The 17,661-nt window shown below is 73.2% G+C and carries 15 protein-coding genes and 1 pseudogene; 7 read left to right on the top strand and 9 right to left on the bottom strand.

The genetic code is table 11. From position 1 onward, the window contains the following. Positions 1–16 precede the first annotated feature (16 nt). Positions 17–1,030, top strand: coding sequence for an NADPH:quinone reductase (locus V6U82_RS21730; RefSeq protein ID WP_334463999.1), 1,014 nt, complete (start codon positions 17–19; stop codon positions 1,028–1,030). 180 nt (positions 1,031–1,210) lie between these two features. On the opposite strand, the gene V6U82_RS21725 is transcribed toward V6U82_RS21730, so the two are convergent. Beyond that, the gene (locus V6U82_RS21725; protein WP_334464073.1) at positions 1,211–2,845 is read right to left on the bottom strand and encodes a fatty acid--CoA ligase; all 1,635 of its coding nucleotides are present in this window, start codon (positions 2,843–2,845) and stop codon (positions 1,211–1,213) included. Between the two features lie 100 nt (positions 2,846–2,945). On the opposite strand from V6U82_RS21725, the gene V6U82_RS21720 reads away from it, so the two are divergent. Beyond that, positions 2,946–3,437 carry an NUDIX domain-containing protein gene (locus V6U82_RS21720; protein WP_018785677.1) on the top strand — a complete coding sequence of 164 codons (492 nt, stop codon included), beginning with the start codon at positions 2,946–2,948 and terminating at the stop codon, positions 3,435–3,437. 7 nt (positions 3,438–3,444) lie between these two features. Here V6U82_RS21720 and V6U82_RS21715 read toward each other — a convergent pair whose 3' ends face one another. Both V6U82_RS21715 and V6U82_RS21710 read right to left on the bottom strand, forming a co-directional pair. Continuing rightward, positions 3,445–5,112, bottom strand: a complete 1,668-nt coding sequence (locus V6U82_RS21715; protein ID WP_128137135.1) for an MDR family MFS transporter — start codon at positions 5,110–5,112, stop codon at positions 3,445–3,447. A 53-nt stretch (positions 5,113–5,165) separates the two neighbouring features. Beyond that, positions 5,166–5,723 (bottom strand): type 1 glutamine amidotransferase domain-containing protein, encoded by a 558-nt coding sequence (locus tag V6U82_RS21710; protein ID WP_120572023.1) that lies wholly within the window; start codon positions 5,721–5,723, stop codon positions 5,166–5,168. A gap of 118 nt (positions 5,724–5,841) precedes the next feature. On the opposite strand from V6U82_RS21710, the pseudogene rfaE2 reads away from it, so the two are divergent. Both rfaE2 and V6U82_RS21700 read left to right on the top strand, forming a co-directional pair. After that, positions 5,842–7,626, top strand: a pseudogene (gene rfaE2, locus V6U82_RS21705) (D-glycero-beta-D-manno-heptose 1-phosphate adenylyltransferase); the annotation flags it as partial. A gap of 266 nt (positions 7,627–7,892) precedes the next feature. Continuing rightward, complete coding sequence (locus tag V6U82_RS21700) at positions 7,893–8,765, top strand: glycosyltransferase (RefSeq protein ID WP_334463992.1); 873 nt, start codon at positions 7,893–7,895, stop codon at positions 8,763–8,765. Here the strand turns inward: V6U82_RS21700 and V6U82_RS21695 are convergent. The 3 genes from V6U82_RS21695 to V6U82_RS21685 are packed head-to-tail and all read right to left on the bottom strand — an operon-like array spanning position 8,740 to position 10,956. Next, the gene (locus V6U82_RS21695; RefSeq protein ID WP_435123721.1) at positions 8,740–9,912 is read right to left on the bottom strand and encodes a glycosyltransferase family 9 protein; all 1,173 of its coding nucleotides are present in this window, start codon (positions 9,910–9,912) and stop codon (positions 8,740–8,742) included. The two genes, V6U82_RS21700 and V6U82_RS21695, sit on opposite strands and share 26 nt — an antisense overlap. Positions 9,913–9,919: 7 nt before the next feature. Further along, entirely contained in the window at positions 9,920–10,453 is a 534-nt protein-coding gene (locus V6U82_RS21690; protein ID WP_128138211.1) for an Hsp20/alpha crystallin family protein, read from the bottom strand. Next, entirely contained in the window at positions 10,450–10,956 is a 507-nt protein-coding gene (locus V6U82_RS21685; RefSeq protein ID WP_128138212.1) for a DUF2231 domain-containing protein, read from the bottom strand. Before V6U82_RS21685 ends, V6U82_RS21690 begins: the two co-directional genes overlap by 4 nt. 167 nt (positions 10,957–11,123) lie before the next feature. Here V6U82_RS21685 and V6U82_RS21680 point away from each other — a divergent pair, with 167 nt between their 5' ends. Then, positions 11,124–11,744: a pyridoxamine 5'-phosphate oxidase family protein gene (locus tag V6U82_RS21680; RefSeq protein ID WP_128138213.1), complete on the top strand. Its 621-nt coding sequence runs from the start codon at positions 11,124–11,126 to the stop codon at positions 11,742–11,744. A 64-nt stretch (positions 11,745–11,808) separates the two neighbouring features. On the opposite strand, the gene V6U82_RS21675 is transcribed toward V6U82_RS21680, so the two are convergent. Continuing rightward, a complete protein-coding gene (locus tag V6U82_RS21675) occupies positions 11,809–12,387 on the bottom strand; it encodes a DUF3592 domain-containing protein (RefSeq protein ID WP_258545181.1) in 579 nt (192 codons plus the stop codon). A gap of 37 nt (positions 12,388–12,424) precedes the next feature. Further along, entirely contained in the window at positions 12,425–14,599 is a 2,175-nt protein-coding gene (locus V6U82_RS21670; RefSeq protein ID WP_334463989.1) for an acyltransferase family protein, read from the bottom strand. Between the two features lie 128 nt (positions 14,600–14,727). On the opposite strand from V6U82_RS21670, the gene V6U82_RS21665 reads away from it, so the two are divergent. Then, entirely contained in the window at positions 14,728–15,555 is an 828-nt protein-coding gene (locus tag V6U82_RS21665; protein ID WP_334463987.1) for a TrmH family RNA methyltransferase, read from the top strand. An 86-nt stretch (positions 15,556–15,641) separates the two neighbouring features. Here V6U82_RS21665 and V6U82_RS21660 read toward each other — a convergent pair whose 3' ends face one another. Then, positions 15,642–16,598 carry an SDR family NAD(P)-dependent oxidoreductase gene (locus V6U82_RS21660; RefSeq protein ID WP_334463985.1) on the bottom strand — a complete coding sequence of 319 codons (957 nt, stop codon included), beginning with the start codon at positions 16,596–16,598 and terminating at the stop codon, positions 15,642–15,644. An 86-nt stretch (positions 16,599–16,684) separates the two neighbouring features. On the opposite strand from V6U82_RS21660, the gene V6U82_RS21655 reads away from it, so the two are divergent. Continuing rightward, a complete protein-coding gene (locus V6U82_RS21655; protein ID WP_334463984.1) occupies positions 16,685–17,632 on the top strand; it encodes an AraC family transcriptional regulator in 948 nt (315 codons plus the stop codon). Positions 17,633–17,661 lie beyond the last annotated feature (29 nt).

Genomic DNA, 17,661 nt, shown 5'->3' with positions numbered 1-17,661 from the left:
CGGTGAGGGGACAGCGATGAAGGCGATCGTGTACGAGCGCAGCGGGGACGCCTCGGTGCTCCAGGTGGTCGAGCGGCAGGTGCCGGAACCCGGACCGGGCGAGGTGCTGGTCCGGATGGCTGTGTCGGGGGTGAACCCGACCGACTGGAAGGCCCGCCAGGCGTGGCCGCTGCCGGCCGGCTGGCAGATCCCGCACCAGGACGGCGCCGGGGTGGTCGAGGCGGTCGGCGAGGGCGTGGACCGGACGCTCATCGGTGAGCGGGTCTGGGTGTGGGAGGCGGCGTGGCAGCGCCCGTGGGGCACTGCCGCCGAGTACACGCTGGTCCCGGTCCGGCACGCGGTGCCGCTCGGTCCGGCCTCGTTCGACCTGGGTGCGGCGCTCGGTATCCCGTTCATGACCGCGCACCGCTGCCTGACCGCCGGTGAGTTCATGCCGGACAAGCTGCACGCGGGCGCGTTGAGCGACCACGTGGTGCTGGTGCAGGGCGGCGCGGGCGCGGTGGGCAACGCGGCGATCCAGCTCGCCCGCTGGGCCGACGCGTGCGTGATCACCACGGTGAGCAGCCCGGAGAAGGCGCAGCTCGCGGCGGCGGCCGGGGCCAGCTTCGTGATCAACTATCGCGAGCAGGACGTGGTCGAGGAGGTCCGCAAGGTCGCGCCCGACGGGGTGCACACGATCGTCGAGGTGTCCGCCGCCCGCAACGCCGCCGCCGACGTACGGATGCTGCGCACCGGTGGGGCGGTCTGCGTGTACGCCGACGACGGTGGCGACGAGGTGACGTTGCCGATCCGGCCGCTGATGGTCCCGAACGCGCGCTGGCAGTTCGTGCTGATCTACACCGCGCCGAAGGTGGCGAAGGCGCAGGCGGTCACCGACATCGCGGCGGCGGTGGCGCAGGGCGCGATCCGGGTCGGGGATGAGGCCGGCCTGCCGCTGCACCGGTATCCGCTGGCGGAGGCCGCCGCCGCGCAGCAGGCGGTGCAGGACAGCGTGGTGGGCAAGGTGCTGGTGAGCACCGCTGACGAGTAGGCGACCGGATTTCCCCGACAGCCGGACAGACGCGAACAACTTTCGCAACAATGACGGTGCGGGTCACCCCGTAACGGACGGGCGGCCCCGGCGCGGTGCGAACGCCGGGGCCGCCCTCTGGGAGGAATGCCCGTTGGAAACGTGTTCCTGCCCGTGTAGGCGACGGTACGCCGCGAAACGTTACGACGCGGTCAGTTCCCGCACGTCGAGCCCGCCGTCGGCGTACCGCGAGCGCACCACCTTCTTGTCGAACTTGCCGACGCTGGTCTTCGGCACCGCGTCGATGAACGCCCAGCGCTCCGGCAACTGCCAGCGAGCCACCGAGCCGGCGAGAAAGTCGCGCAGCTCCTCCGCGGTCACCGAGGCGCCCTCGCGGACCACCACAGTGGCCAGCGGCCGCTCGTCCCAGCGCTCGTCCGGTACGCCCACCACGCACGCCTCCAGCACCGCCGGGTGGGCCATCAGCGCGTTCTCCAGCTCGACCGAGGAGATCCACTCCCCGCCCGACTTGATCACGTCCTTGGCGCGGTCGGTGAGCGTGATGTAGCCGTCCGGCGAGAGCGTGCCGACGTCACCGGTACGCAGCCAGCCGTCCCGGAACTTCTCCGGGTCAGGGGCGTCGTCGCCGATGTACCGGGCGGTCACCCACGGCCCGCGTACCTCCAGCTCGCCCACCGACGTCCCGTCGGCGGGCAGCGGCTCGCCCAGCGGGCCGACGATCCGCGCGGTCACGCCCGCCGGGACGCGGCCCTGCGTGTAGCGGTAGCGCCAGGCGTCGTCGCCGGTCGCGCCGGCCGGCGCCCGGGAGACCGAGCCCAGCGGCGACATCTCGGTCATGCCCCAGGCGTGGATGACGTCGATGCCGTAGCGGTCGTGGAACGCGTGCATCAGCGACGGCGGGCAGGCCGACCCGCCGACGATCACCTCCTTCAGCGAGGAGAGATCCACCTCGTGCGTGTCCACGTAGGCCAGCAGGTCGGTCCAGATGGTCGGCACCGCGCCGGCCAGCGTGGGCCGCTCGGCGGCGATCATCGCGGCGATCGGCTCGGCCTGGAGGAACCGGTCCGGCATGATCAGCGAGGCGCCGGAGAGGAACGCCGCGTACGGCAGGCCCCACGACATCGCGTGGAACATCGGCACGATCGCCAGCTCGCGATCGTTCGGGCCGAGCCCGAAGCCCTCCGGCATGCACACCTGGAGCGAGTGCAGGTAGATCGAGCGGTGCGAGTAGGCGACGCCCTTGGGGTTGCCGGTGGTCCCGGACGTGTAGCAGAGGGCGGCGGCGTCCCGCTCGTCCACCTCCGGCCAGTCGAAGTGGTCCGGACGGTCGGCCAGCAGCGCGTCCCAGTGGTGCACGGTGATCCGGTCGCCGGCCGCGGCCAGCAGCGGGGCCGGGTCGCCGCCGCCGACCACCACCACGTGCGCCACGGTGGTCATCTCGCCGATCACCCGGGCGAGCAGCGGGATGAGCGTGGTGTCGACGAGGACCACCCGGTCCTGCGCGTGGTTGGCGATGTAGGCGATCTGGTCGGGGAAGAGCCGGATGTTGAGCGTGTGCAGCACCGCGCCCATGCTCGGCACGGCGAAGTACGCCACCAGGTGCTCGTTGTTGTTCCACATGAACGTGCCGACCCGCTCGTCGCCGGTCACCCCGCACTCGTCGCGCAGCGCGTGGGCCAGCCGGGCCGCGACGCGCCCGACCTCCGCGTACGTCATCCGGCGGGGTTCGGCGCCGGTCCAGGTGACCACCTCCGCCGCGCCGTGCACGGTGGAGCCGTGTTCGAGGATCCGGGCGACCTGGAGAGGGGCATCCATCATCGTGCTACGCATGGGTAACAACGTAGTGGCGGCGGTCACATCTGCGGAACCCCCCGGAATCGCCGACGTGATCACGGCTGCTGCGTAGATTGTCCGGGTGAGCATCTCCTGGGCCGACTCGTACGTCGGGCAGCTCCGCGCCCTGGCCGGTGACCGCACCCTGATGTTCGTCGGCGCGCGCGCCGTGGTGCGCGACAACGCCGCCCGGGTGCTGCTGATCCAGCGTTCCGACAACGGCCAGTGGGCGTTGCCGGCCGGCGCCATGGAACTCGGCGAGTCGATCGCCGACTGCGCGGTCCGGGAGGTCCGGGAGGAGACCGGGCTGCGGGCGCTGCGGGTCAGCGCGTTCGCGCTCTACACCGGCCCGGACCGCACCCACACCAACATGTACGGGCACACGTACCAGGTCTTCACCACGGCGTTCCGGGTCGACGAGTGGGACGGCGAACTGGCCCGGTTCACCGACGAGACCACCGACTCCGGGTTCTTCCACCCGGCGGACTTCCCGCACCCGCTGTCGTCGAGCGTGCACGAGACGCTCGCCGACCTCGACGTGTTCGAGCAGACCAACCGGCTGATCCTCAAGTAGCCGCAGGTCACAGCATCGTCTGCGACTTCGCCTCCATGTCGGCGGCGGCCTCGTCCTTCGACTCCTTCGTCAGCGGCTTGCCGCCGGGCGCGGGCGCCTTCCCGCCGAGCGGGTCGGCGCCGCCGGTCGCGCCCTGCGGGCCGGTGCCGCGCAACTGGAGGTTCGGCATCGCCAGCGTGACCAGCACGGCGATCACGGCGATCAGCCCGGTGGTCAGGAAGACCAGGTGCAGCGACTCGACGAACGCGGCCTGGACGGCGGCGCGTACCGGGGCGGGCAGCGCGAGGATCGCCGCCGGGTCGTTGATCGAGAAGTCCCCGCCGGCCGTCACCGCGGCCCGCTGCTCCGGCGGAAGCTGCGCCAGCGCGCCCGGCAGCCGCGCGGACATCTCGGCGGTGAGCCGGGACGACAGCACCGCGCCGAGGATGGCCACGCCGAACGAGCCGCCGAGCGACCGGAAGAACGTCGCCGACGAGGTGCCCGCGCCCAGGTCGCGGACGCTCACCGCGTTCTGCACGGCCAGGATCAGCGACTGCATGCACAGACCCAGCCCGACGCCGATCACCACCATGTAGCCGAACGCGACCCAGAGCGAGGTGTCCACCTGGAGCTGCTGGAACAGCAGCATCCCGGCCACCAGCACGGCCGCGCCGGCCACCGGGAACCACTTGTACCTGCCGATCCGGCTCATCGCCCGGCCGGTGAGCACCGAGGTGACGATGACGCCGGCCATCATCGGCAGCATCAGCAGACCGCTGCGGGTCGGCGAGGCGCCCTTGACGATCTGCAGGTAGAGCGGGATGAAGATGATCGACCCGAACATCACCAGGCCGAGCACGAAACCCGCCCCGTTGGCGAGCGCGAACGTGGCGCTGCGGAACAGCCGCAGCGGCAGGATCGGCTCCCTGGTCCGGGCCTCCTGGACGACGAACAGCACGCCCAGCACCGCGCCCGCGGCGAACAGCCCGACGATCACGCCGGAGCCCCAGGCGTACTCGGCGCCGCCCCAGCTCAGCGCCAGCAGCAGACAGCTCACGCCGGCGACCAGCAGCGCCGCGCCGATCCAGTCGACCGTGTGCTCCCGGCGCTCGAACGGCACCAGCCGCATCACGTGCCAGCAGACCACGATGGCGAGGATCGCCAGCGGCACGTTGATGTAGAAGATCCACCGCCAGTTGTTCTCCGCGAAGTAGCCGCCGACGAGCGGCCCGGCCACCGACGACACGCCGAACACCGCGCCGAACAACCCCTGGTAGCGGCCACGCTCCCGGGGCGACACCACGTCCGAGATGATGGTGAACGCCAGCGTCATCAGGCCACCCGCGCCCAGGCCCTGCACGCCGCGCGTGACGATCAGCTGGGTCATGTCCTGCGACAGCCCGGCCAGCAGCGAGCCGAGCAGGAACATCCCGATCGAGAACAGGAAGACCGGCCGACGTCCGTACAGGTCGGCCATCTTGCCGTACAGCGGCGTCGAGGCGGTCGAGGCCAGCAGGTACGCGGTGACCACCCACGAGTAGTGGTTGATGCCGCCCAGTTCGCCGACGATGGTCGGCAGCGCGGTCCCGACGATGGTCTGGTCCAACGCCGCCAGCAGCATCCCGGTCATCAGACCGAACATCAGCAGGCGGATCTGGCGGGCGGGCAACGCGGGACGGGCGGCCTGGGCGGTCATCCCGCTTCCTATCCCACCGGGGGCGGATCATGCCCCCGGTGGGCGTACGAGTTTCATCGGGCGGCGTGCCGCCCCTCGGCGAACTCCTCCACGATCTTGGCGCAGAACGCCGGCAGGTCGTCCGGCTTGCGGCTGCTGACCAGCCCGTTGTCGGTGACGACCTCCTGGTCGACCCAGTTCGCGCCGGCGTTGGTGAGGTCGGTGCGCAGGCTCGGCCAGGAGGTGATGGTGCGGCCCCGCACCACGTCCGCCTCGACGAGCGTCCACGGGCCGTGGCAGATCACGCCGACCGGCTTGCCGGCGTCGAAGAACGCCTTGACGAACCGGACCGCCTCCGGGTCCGTCCGCAGGAAGTCGGGGTTCGCCACGCCACCGGGCAGGACCAGGCCGTCGTACGCCCCGGCGTCCGCCTCCTTGGTGGTGACGTCGACCTGGTACTGCTTGCCGTGGTCGAGGTGGTTGAAGGCCTGGATCGTGCCGGACTCGATGGAGACCAGCTCGACCTGGGCGCCGGCGTTCTCCACCGCCTCCCGGGGCTTGGTGTACTCGACCTCCTCGACGCCGTCGGCGGCCAGGAAGGCGATGCGCTTGCCCTGAAGTGTCGCTGCCATGCTGCTTCTCCTCTCCGGGGTACGTCTGCACGGTTCCCCCGCCCGATGCCGCGAAACCGGACGCATCGGGTGGCCCGCGTCGCGTTTGGCCCGACGGCCCGGGGGGATCCGCAGAGGCATGGCAGGAGCAGCAGCGGAAGAGCGCCGGCTCGCCACAGTCGTGGCGAGCTGGCAGCAGCGTCCCGTGCTGGTCGTCGGGGACGCCATGCTGGACGAGTGGCGGTTCGCCGAGTCGGAGCGGCTCTGCCGCGAGGCGCCCGCGCCGGTCCTCACCCTGCGGCGGCGGATCTCCGCGGCCGGGGGCGCCGCCAACACGGCGGTGAACGTCGCAGCGCTCGGCGGCCGGGCCGCGCTCGTCGCCCCCGTCGGCGCCGACGTGGCCGGCGACGAACTGCACGACTGCCTGGACCGGGCGGCGGTCTGGGACCGTACGGTGAGCCAGCCGGGCCGGCCCACGCCGGTCAAGCGGCGGATGCTCGCCGGCAACCAGATCCTGCTCCGCGAGGACTCCGGCGGCCCGGAGGACGGGCTGGACGCCGACGGCGTGGCCCGCCTGCTGACCGCGCTGCACTGCGCCACCGAGGAGCTGCGCGCGGTGGCCGGCGGGCAGCCGCTGACGCTGGTGGTCTGCGACTACGGCCTGGGCGCGCTGCCGTCCGCGGTGCGCGCGTGGCTGGTCGCCAACCGCGACCGGTACGGCACCGTGGCGCTCGACGCGCACGACCTGGCCGACTGGCGCGGACTGAACCCGACCGTGGTGACGCCGAGCTTCGCCGAGGCGACCCGGCTGCTGGCCCGCGCCGCCGCCGGGTTCGCGCACGCCGAGCGGGGTGCCGTCCCCAGCGGCGACGTGCACCTGAACCACCCGGCCGAGGCCGACGGCCCGTCCGAGCTGATGGTGGGCGCCGCGCCGGGCGGGTCCGGTGAGCGCGTACCCGGCAGCCCGCACCCGACCTCCGGCACGCCCGCCGCCGAGGCCCCCGCCGGCCCGACCGGCGAGCCGGTGCCCGGCGAGGAGCGGGTCGCGCTCACCGGCGACGGGCTGAGCGTCACCGGGACCGGCGTGACGGTGAGCGCGGCGGCCGGCACCGGAGTCGACCGGGCCGTGCTGGCCGAGTCCCGCCTGCCCGAGCTGCGCGCGCACACCGGCGCCGACGTGGTGGCGGTGACCCTGGACACCGAGGGCGCGGTGGTCGGCGGCGCCGAGGGCGAGCCCCGGCGCAGCCACAGCACGCCGGTCCCGGCCAGTCACGCGGTGGGCGCCGGGGACGCGTACCTGGCGGCCATGACGCTGGCGCTCGCCGCCGACGCGGGCCTGCCCACCGCCGCCCAGCTCGCCCAGCTCGCCGCCACCATCACGGTCGCCGACACCGGCACCTGCGTGTGCCGCCGGCAGGATCTGCTGGCCGCGCTCGGCACCGGCGCGGACGAGGGCGCGCACCCGGCCCTGGTCGGCGCCGACGAGCTGGCCGCGCTGGTGGACGAGCACCGGCAGGCCGGGCGGTCGGTGGTGTTCACCAACGGCTGCTTCGACGTGCTGCACCCGGGGCACGTCCGCTACCTGACCCAGGCCCGCGCGCTCGGCGACCTGCTGATCGTGGCGGTCAACTCGGACGGCAGCGTACGGCGGCTCAAGGGCCCGGACCGGCCGGTCAACCCGGTCGAGGACCGGATCGCCCTGCTGGCGGCGCTGGCCTGTGTCGACCACGTGGTGGTCTTCGAGGAGGACTCGCCGGCCCGGCTGATCGAGGCGGTCCGCCCCGACGTCTACGTCAAGGGCGGCGACTACCCGCCGGAGATGGTGCCGGAGGCACCGCTGGTACGGCGGCTGGGCGGGCAGGTGCGCACGCTCGGGTACGTGCCGGACCGCTCCACCTCGGCGATCATCGACCGGATCCGCGCCCAGCAGCACAGCATGAGCGAACGCACCGAGCGAAGCGAGGGCCGTGAGGCCATGCCCAACCGGCACAGCATGAGCGAACGCACCGAGCGAAGCGAGGGCCGTGAGGCCATGCCCAACCGGCACAGCATGAGCGAACGCACCGAGCGAAGCGAGGGCCGTGAGGCCATGCCCAACCGGCACAGCATGAGCGAACGCACCGAGCGAAGCGAGGGCCGTGAGGCCATGCCCAACCGGCACAGCTCCGCCGTGGGCGAGGGCAGGCCGGCGTGACGCGTCCGCTCGACCCGGGCACGCCCGAACGGTTCCGGCAGCACCGGCGGCTGGACGTGCTGATCCCCACCCGTAACCGGCCCGCCGAACTGGCTGTCACGCTGTCCGGGCTGGCCGCCCAGGAGGGCGTACCCGGGTTCGGGGTGGTGGTCAGCGACCAGTCCGACGGCGAGCCCGCGTACGCGCATCCGGCCGCCGCCACGATGGTCCGGGCGCTGCGGCACCGGGGGCACCCGGTGCTGCTGACCCGGCGGCTGCCCCGGCGCGGCCTGGCCGAGCACCGGTCCTACCTGCTGGCCCAGTCGGCGGCCGACGCCGTGCTCTGCCTCGACGACGACGTGTGGCTGGAGCCGGGCGCACTGTCCCGGCTGGTCACCGCGCTGGACGAGCTGGGCTGCGGGTTCGTCGGCAACGCGGTGCACGGGCTCTCCTACGCCGACGACGTGCGCCCGGAGACGCACCGGCACTACGAGGAGTGGACCGGGGCCCCGGTGCCGGAACGGATCATGCCCGGCACGCCGGAATGGCACCGGGCGTCCATCCACCCGGCGGCGAACCTGCTGCACGTCACCGAGAAGCTCGACCTGGCGGCGGGCGAGTGGCGGGCGTACAAGATCTCCTGGATCGGCGGGTGCGTGCTCTACGACCGGGCCAAGCTGGTCGACTCCGGCGGCTTCGACTTCTGGGAGCGGCTGCCCGAGCGGCACCAGGGGGAGGACGTCGCCGCGCAGCTCGCGGTGCTGGAGCGCCACGGCGGCGCCGGTGTCCTGCCCAGCGGGGCCTATCACCTGGAGTCGCCGACCACTGTCACCGAACGCGACGTGGAGGCGTGGGAAGTGGTGCTCAGCGAGTCGCCGGCGGAGGTGTGAGCAGCTCGCGGGCCGCCTCGACCACCTCGGCGGCCGGCACGTCGGCCACGAACGACACCCGGTGCGGGCACTCGCCGTCGCCCGGCCGGTGCGGGTAGATCCCGGGCGTGCAGTCGACGCCGCAGACCGGGCAGTGGGTGGTCCAGGCGGCGATCGGACGGTGCCGCCCGCGCAGCGGCGACGCCCCGTTGATCAGGTTGCCGACCCAGAAGACACCCACCGTCGGCGCGCCCACTGCGGCGGCCAGGTGCAGCGGGCCGGTGTCGTTGGAGACCACGAGCGCGCAGTCCGCGTACGCGGCGGCGAGCGCGCCCAGGCTGAGCGTGCCGACCTGTGGGCGTACCGGCACTCCGGCCGCCGCCACCACCGCGTCGACCGTCTCCTGCTCGGCGGGCGTACCGGTGACCAGCACCTCGTACCCGTCTCCGGTCAGCTCGCGGGCGACCTCGGCGAAGCGTTCCGGTGGCCAGCGCCGCCGTGTGTCGGTCGCGCCCGGGTGCAGCGCGACCCGGGGGCGGGTGGGTTCGCCGAGCACGGCGGCGGCCTCCGCCCGGTCGGCGGCGGTGACCGCGAGCGCCGGGGTGATCGTGGTGGCCGGCGCGCCGACCAGGGCGGCCACCTCCAGGTAGCGGATCACCTCGTGCTGGTAGTAGACGTAGCGCAGCCACCGGTCCAGCGGCGGCGCGCCCTCGGCCCGCAGACCGGCGGTGACCCGGGCGCCCAGCCCGGCCACGAACGGGTTCGAGTTGCCGCCTCCGCCGTGCACCTGCAACGCCAGGTCGAACCGTTCGGCGCGGGCAGCGGCCAGGAAAGCCGGTACGTCACCCGGCGACTCGCCGGGCCCCGGATCGCGGATGCCGGGCGTCGCCGGCACCACGAGCACCCGGTCCACCGGGCCGGGCCGGTCGCGCCAGAGCGCCGCGTGCCACGGCGCGCCGAGCAGCACGATCTCCGCCGACGGGTACGCGGACCGCAGCGCGTCGAGCGCCGGCAGCACGAAGATGAAGTCACCGAGCGCGTTGGCGCGGAGCACGGCGATGCGCTCGACGTCGGGTACGCGCTCGCCGACCGGGCCGAGCACCGACGGCTCCGGGTCGCGGCGCGGCGACGGACGCGCCGAGCTGGAGTCGTCGGACGGGCTGGTCACGCGACCCCTACGGCCTGTCGATCTCGTCGAGCGCGGTGTCCGGGTGGTGCAGCTCCCGGTCCGCGGCCGGGTCGGCGGGCATCGGCGTACGGTCGGCACCCGGCCGCGGGCCGGTACGCCCGACGGTGATGGTGCGCGGCGCGGGCCGGGACGCCCGGGGCAGGCGGACCCGGAGCAGGCCGTGGTCCATCACCGCGTCGATCCGGTCCGGGTCCACGCGGGACGGCAGGTCCACGCGGTACTCGAAGCCCCGTGTGGTGAACCCGCCCGGGATGCCGTGGTCGGCGTTCACCTCGGCCTCCGACCGGGCGCGTACGCACAGCTCCCGGTCGTCCAGCTCGACGGCGACCTCCTCCGGTGCCACCCCGGGTAGCCGGACGACCACCTCCCAGCCGTCGGCCGTCTCGGCCAGATCCACGTCCTGGTTGCCGGACCGTCCGCCGACCAGCCGGCTCAGCTCGGAACGCAGCGACTGGAGCTCGCCCATCGGATCCCACTGCTGGCGGCCACGCCAGCCCCGTCCGCCGCTCTGTTCGGTCATCGCACGTCTCCGATCCGCTGGGTCGCCGAGGGGGGTCGCAGCGAGCTGGGCGCGTCCAGATCGTGCTCCGGGTCGACGCCGACACCGAGCCGGTCCACCAGTTCGCCGCCGAGCCAGGCGCTGACGCCGAGGATCGCCACCGCGACCACCTCGATGGCGATCAGGGCTCCGCCCGCCGCGCGGGAGTCGGCGTTGAGCCGGACCACCCAGACGGCGGCGAACAGCAGGATCACCGCCACGTTGGCGGCGGCGTGGGTGAGCCCGACCCGCTTGGCGCGGGTGCCGGCCGGCAGGGCGAGCAGGTCGAACGCCCCGGCCGCCGCGGCCAGCAGGCCACCGATCAGACCTACGGTGATGTTCCAGTACGCGACCTCGCCGAGGAAGTCCGGCCCGCCCACGGTGTCCACCACATCGAAGATCACCGCGGTCACGAGGAGCGCCACCGGGAACATCACGAGCATCGGATGCACGGGATGGCCGAGCACCTTCAGTCGGCTCTCCATCTCGGCCTCCATCCGTCGCGTCCGGACGCACGCTGCGAACCGGTCCCTACCCGCCGGCCCCGGGGGCAAACCCGGCGCTCGACGCGCTCTCCTAGGCTGACAGTGGCGGATCACGGCCCGTCGCGGGACGGAACCGCCGTCGAGGTCAACGGACGGGGGAGGAAGACGTGACGACCCGGGAAATCACCAGCGAGGCCGACCTACGCGAACTGATCGGCACACCGATGGCGCGGGCAGCCGCCAAGGAGCGCCGTACGCTGCACGAACGCGACCGGGAGTGGCTCGCCGCCTCGCCGTTCTGCCTGATCGCCACCGCCGGCGCGGACGGCACCTGCGACGTCTCCCCCAAGGGTGACCCGCCCGGTTTCGCGCTGGTCCTCGACGACACCACGATCGCGATTCCGGAGCGGCCCGGCAACCGGCGGGCCGACGGCTACCGCAACATCCTGGCCAACCCGCACGTCGGGTTGATCTTCCTGATTCCCGGCCGCACCGACACGCTGCGGATCAACGGCCGGGCCCGGCTGATCGCCGACGCGCCGTGGTTCGCCGACATGGAGGTCAAGGGCCACCGGCCGGTGCTGGCCGTCGAGGTCGCGATCGAGCAGATCTTCTACCACTGCGCGAAGGCGTTCCTGCGCTCCGAGCTGTGGCAGCCGGAGACCTGGCAGCCGGACGTGCTGCCGACGCGGGCCCGGCTGATCAAGGAGGTGGAGGCCCCGGCGGAGAGCCTGGCCGACCTGGAACGCCACTACGGCCCGGCCTACCTGGAGACGCTCTACCGCTGACTCCGTCGCCGACCGCCGGCACCGGACGCGGTGCCGGCGGCCGGCACCGAGCGGTGCGCTTGCGTCACCGCCGGACGTTGCGCTTGCGTTTGCCCCGGCCGGTGTGGACGCGGCCGTCTCCGACCGGCACCGGGCGCGGCCGGGCTGCGCGGTCTCTGCCCGGCCGGGCTGCGCGGTCATCGTCCGGCCGGACGGCGCGTCGGATGCGGGACAGCGTCAGCACCACCCCGGTGCCCAGGGCGGCCAGCCCGACCACGCCGAGTACGCCCTGCACGCGCCCGCGATGCCTGCTGAGCTGCCCGAAGTCGGTCACGAAGTCGCCCGGGTCCGCCGGGTTGACCCAGATCGGCACCTCGGTGCCCGCCGCCCGGCACACCTCGAAGCACGGCACCTCCTGCGAGTGCGTGCGGCCGTCGACCACGTAACTGAAGTACATGGTTCTCGACGAGGAACCCCGGTTACCGCCGCTCTCGGTCACCTGGTCGACCACCGTCGCCCGCGCGGGCGTACCCCGCTCGCGCAGCGTCACCGCCCAGTCGTCGAGCGCCGTCTGGGTGTGGAACGGCAGCCAGAGCAGGGCGGCACCGGCGACCGCCAGCAGCGCGGACGCGAGGACGAGCCAGAGCGGCCGACGCACGATCACGCCGCCATCGTGGCCGGGCGCCGCAACCCCCGGCGCGCTACCCGGCCGGGGTGAAGCGCGCCGGTACGCCCACGTCGGACAGGGCGCGGGCGAGGTGCGGTGCGGTCGTCTTCACGTACGCCGCGCCGATGTGCGAGCCACCCCGGTAGATGAGCACGTTGCCGAACACCACCGGGCACCTGTCGGTCGGGCAGACGGCGTCGAACAGGTCGATCATCTTGACCTTCGGCGCGCCGGACACCGCCTGCCGCTGCATCCGGTAGGCCGGGTCCTGGTCGTGCCGCTCCCTGTCGAACGCGCACCGGGACAGACGCTTGCGGTTCTTGTCGGCGCAGGTCACCGCCGGTCCGGGGCCGGGGTTGTTGGCGAGCACGACGACCTTCGTGCCCACGGCGTCGAGCTTCTTCCACGCGGACCGGACCCCGGCGACCATCGCCTCGACCGTCGGTTCCTCGGCCGCGCTGTCGAAGGCACGCGCCGCGCCCTGCGAGGTGACCAGGTAGTCGGGCCGCTCCTCGACCAGCTTGCGCATCAGCGACCGGTTCCAGTCGATGCAGTCGGTGTAGAGCTTGCTCGGGTCGTCCGCCCGGACCGCGGGCGCGCTGGTGAACGGGCACGACGCCTTCGCGGCGATCAGGATCTTCCAGTCGTTCTGCTCGGCCAGCACCTGGAACGCGGGCAGCCACTGGTCCATCTTCGAGTCGCCGACGAGCGCGACGGTGGTGGACGCGTTCGGGTTGCCGTACGTGCAGGACAGCACCTCGGCACCGTCCACCTGCTGGAAGCACTTGTCCCGGTTCGTGTCCGGCACGTCCATGAAGCCCTGCCGGATCTGCAGCGGATCCGGGGTGATCACGTCGAACCGCTCCGGGACCGGACCGATCGGCGCGGTGCCGGGCGCCGTCGACAGCAGCGCGGCGCCCGGGGCGTACCGGCCCTTGGTGGTGGTCGCGGCGGCGGCCCACGCGCCCATCAGCACCAGGACCATCCCGGCGCAGATGCCGGCGAGCGTGAAGTTGCCGCCCAGGCTCAACGCCAGGCGCGGCGACGTGGAGATCTTCCGCGAGTAGCGCAGCGGGTTCTCCACCAGCCGGAACGTGATCCAGGCCGGAATCACCGAGGCCAGCGCCACCAGCAGGCCCTCGGTCAGCGACAGGTCACCGAAGTGCGCGGCGGCCACCACGAGCATCGGCCAGTGCCATAGGTACAGCGAGTACGACAGGTCACCGATCCACTGGAACGGACGCGTGCCGAGCACCATCACCGGCCCCCGGGGGCCGGCCGCCGCGCCGGCCGCGATCACCGCCGCCGCGCCGAGCGTGGGCAGCGCCGCCGCGTACCCCGGCCATGCCGTCTTCCCGCTGACCAGCAGCGCCGCCGCGACGATGGCGGCGAGGCCGAGCCACCCGAGGACGACCGCCACGGACCGGGGCATCCGGGCGGCGCGGACCGCCAGCAGCGCGATCGCCGCGCCGACCCCGAGTTCCCACAGCCGCGTCGTGGAGACGAAGAACGCCCGCTGCGGCGAGTTCGCCGTCTCGACGATCGACCAGACGAACGACGGCACCGCCAGCACCGCGAGACCCGCCCACAGCACCGGCCGTACGTTCGCCCGCCGGAGCTTGCGCGCGGCGAGGATGGCCAGCACGATCAGCAGCGGCCAGAGCAGGTAGAACTGCTCCTCCACGGCGAGTGACCAGAAGTGCTGGACCGGGGACGGCGCCACGTCCTCGGCCAGGTAGTCGACCGCGCGGTCGGCGAACCGCCAGTTCACGACGTACGTCGCCGCGGCGGCGATGTCACCGCCGACGACCTGCCACTCACCCCGGGGTACGAACAGCCGGACCGCGACGGCGGTGGCGGCCAGCACCACGGTGGCCGCGGGCAGGATGCGCTTGGCCCGGCGCGCGTAGAAGCCGACCAGCGAGACCCGCCCGCTGCGCTCGATCTCGGAGATGAGCTGCCCGGTGATGAGGAAGCCGGAGATCACGAAGAAGACGTCGACGCCGACGAAGCCACCGGGGATGAACGGCAGTCCGGCGTGGTAGAGCAGCACCAGCCCCACGGCGACGGCCCGGAGCCCGGCGACGTCGGCCCGGAACCGGCTCGGCGTCGCCTCCTTGCCCGGCTCACGTCCGTTCGCCGTCCCGGCCGGCTCCGCGACCGGTGAACCTTCCCGATCGGCAACTCTCGTCAACGGCGGGGAAGTCATCGCGATCCTCAAACTCTGCGGCTGGGGGCGAGGGAACGATAGCGGCTGGTCGCTCGGCTGGACAATCACGCCGCGTCGGTACCTCACCGGCGCGTGGCCTCGAACCCCGATGCGGTTGAATCGGCTGCGTGGCGAAGACCCTGACGATCACCACCCGCAACGCGAGTTTCCAGCAGTGGCAGGCGCTGCTGACCAACCGCACCAAGCGGCAACGTTCCGGGGAGTTCCTGGTCCAGGGGGTACGCCCGATCACGGTGGCCCTGGAGCAGGGCTGGGAGATCCGCGCCCTCCTCCACCCGGACCGGCAGCCGCTGTCCCGCTGGTGCCGCGACCTGCTCGACCGCGCCGACGCCAGGCGGGTCGCGCTCGCGCCGGAGCTGATGCGGGAACTGAGCGGCAAGGAGGAGGAGTCACCCGAACTGCTGGCCGTCGTGGCGCAGCCCGCCGACGACCTGGCCCGCATCCCGGCCGGGCCGGCGATGCTCGTGGTGGTCTTCGACCGCCCCAAGACCCCGGGCAACATCGGCACGCTGATCCGCTCCGCTGACGCCTTCGGCGCCTCCGGCGTGATCATCACGGGCCACGCCGCCGACCCGTACGACCCGAAGGCGGTCCGGGCCACCACCGGGTCGCTGTTCGCCGTACCCGTGGTGCGCGTCGCCGGCCACCGCGACGTCCTCGACTGGGTCGCCGCGGTGCGCGCGGACGGACTTCCGCAGGTCCAGATCATCGGTACGGACGAGCACGGGGACGTGGACGTCGCCGAGCACGACCTGACCGGCCCCACTCTCCTGCTCGTCGGCAACGAGACGCACGGGCTCAGCAAGGGCTGGCAGGAGGCCAGTGACCGGATGGTGCGCATCCCGATCGCAGGGGCGGCGAGTTCACTGAACGCGGCGGCGGCCGGGACGGTGGCGCTGTACGAGGCCGCCCGGCAGCGCGCCGGGCGCCGGTAGCGGTCGCGCCGCCACCGGCGTCGTCGGCGAGCACGTCGACCCGCCGTACCCTGGTGTCGTCGTGCCGCACCGGTGGCGGTGACCGGTCACCGGCGGCCCGCGAGCACCGCCTCCGCCCGCTCCCAGAGTCGGTCGGCGGCGGCCGGGTCGACGGCGTGGGCGGCCACCCCGCCGGTCGCCTCCGGGCCGCCGGCGACCACGTCGACTTCCTGGTTGTCGTCGAAGTAGCGGCCGGTGACGCCCTCGACCAGCGGCGACGCGGCGAGCAGCACCGAGGTCGCCGCTCCCTGGGCGAGCGTCTTGTAATTGGGCTGCTCGATGCGGTTGCCCGCCTCGTCCATCGCCCCGAAGGCGCGCAGTGTCTCGTCATCCATGTGCCGCTGGAGGTTGGTGGTGATGAAGCCCGGGTTCAGCGCGTTGGCGGTGATCCCGTCACCGCTCCACCGTCGCGCGATACCCACCACGAGCAGGACCGCGGCGGTCTTCGACCGGCCGTATGCCGCCCAGCGGTCGTACGGCTGCCGCTCGAACTGCGGGTCGTCGAAGTCGAATGCCTCCCGCAGGTGCGCCCCGGAGCTGACCGACACCACCCGCGCCGACCCGGCCGCCCGCAGGTGCGGGTGCAGGCCCCGGGCGAGCGCGAAGTGGCCCAGGTAGTTGGTCGCCAACTGGAGTTCCCAGCCCTCGGCGGTGAGCTGCCGGGTGGGGATCGCCATCACCCCGGCGTTCGCCACCAACGCGTGCAGCGGACCGTCCCAGCCGGCGAGGAACGCGTCCACCGAGGAGAGGTCCGCCAGGTCGAGCGCGGCGGCGTGAACTCGGCCGGCGAACTCCGCCACCAGCGGCTCCGCCCGGGCCGGATCGCGGGTGGCGACCGTGACCTCCGCCCCGGCGCCGGCGAGCGCCCGGACGGTCTCGGTGCCGATACCGGAGGCCCCGCCCGTGACGATCATGCGGCGTCCGGTGAGGTCGACGCCGTCGAGGATCTCGGCCGCCGTGGTGCGAGCCGTGAACGGGGTGCTCAGTCGGTTGGTCTCTGTCATGACATCCACGCTAGGAGCACGAGCGTTGGACTGTCCGTACTCTGGAGTCCACCACTCTTCAGCGTGCGTCCAAGGAAGGTGATGGGGTGGATCCGCTGGACGACGTGCTCGCCCTGCTCGGCGCGACGAGCCACGTCTCGGCCGCCCTGACCGCCGGCGGGCGCTGGGCGGTGCGCTTCGACCCGCCGACCGGGGTGAAGTTCAACGCCGTACGGCGCGGACGCTGCCTGCTGCGGGTGGACTCCGCGCCGGAGCCGGTGCCCCTCGACGCGGGCGACTGCTTCCTCCTGACCCGGCCGGTGAACTACACCCTGGCCAGCGACCTCGACGTGCCGGCCGCACCTGCCGGACCGATCTTCCAAGCGGCGTCCGACGGGGTGGCCCGGACCGGCTCCGGCGACGATGTCCTCCTCGTCGGCGGCGCCTTCTCCTTCACCGACCGCTCCCGTGACTTGCTGCTGGACAGCCTTCCGCCGGTCATCCACGTGCCCGCGGCGACACCGGAGGCGGAAACCGTCCGGTGGGCGGTCGGGGAGATCGACGCCGAACTCCGGCAGGGTCGCCCGGGCGGGCGGCTGGTCGCCGACCATCTCGCGCTGGTCATGCTGATCCGGATCCTGCGTCTGCACCTCGACCACGGAACCCCGTCGGGCTGGCTGGCGGGCCTGACCGACCCGGCGGTCGCCCCGGCCCTGCGCGCGATGCACGCCCACCCGGAACGTCCGTGGACCGTCGCGGCCATCGCCCGATGCGCCGCGGTGTCCCGCTCGACCCTGGCCGCCCGGTTCAAGCAGGTGGTCGGCTACGGCCCACTGGAATACCTCACCGGATGGCGGATCGAGCTGGCCGCCGACCGGCTCCGCCGCTCCGAGGACACGATCGCCACCATCGCCCGCGCCGTCGGGTACGGCTCGGAGAGCGCGCTGAGCGTGGCGTTCAAGCGGGTCACCGGACTCTCGCCCCGGGCGTACCGCAAGGCCCGCCGCCGGCCGGAGCGGAAAGCTGCGCCGCCCGCTCCTCCCGAGCCGCGGTGAGGTGGCTACCGGGCCCCGAGCTGATCGCC

The organism is Micromonospora sp. CPCC 205554 (assembly GCF_036902745.1).
Taxonomy (GTDB): Bacteria; Actinomycetota; Actinomycetes; order Mycobacteriales; family Micromonosporaceae; genus Micromonospora; species Micromonospora tulbaghiae.
Note: the sequence above shows the minus strand (reverse complement) of the source record. Positions and strands in the feature narration are given on the sequence as shown.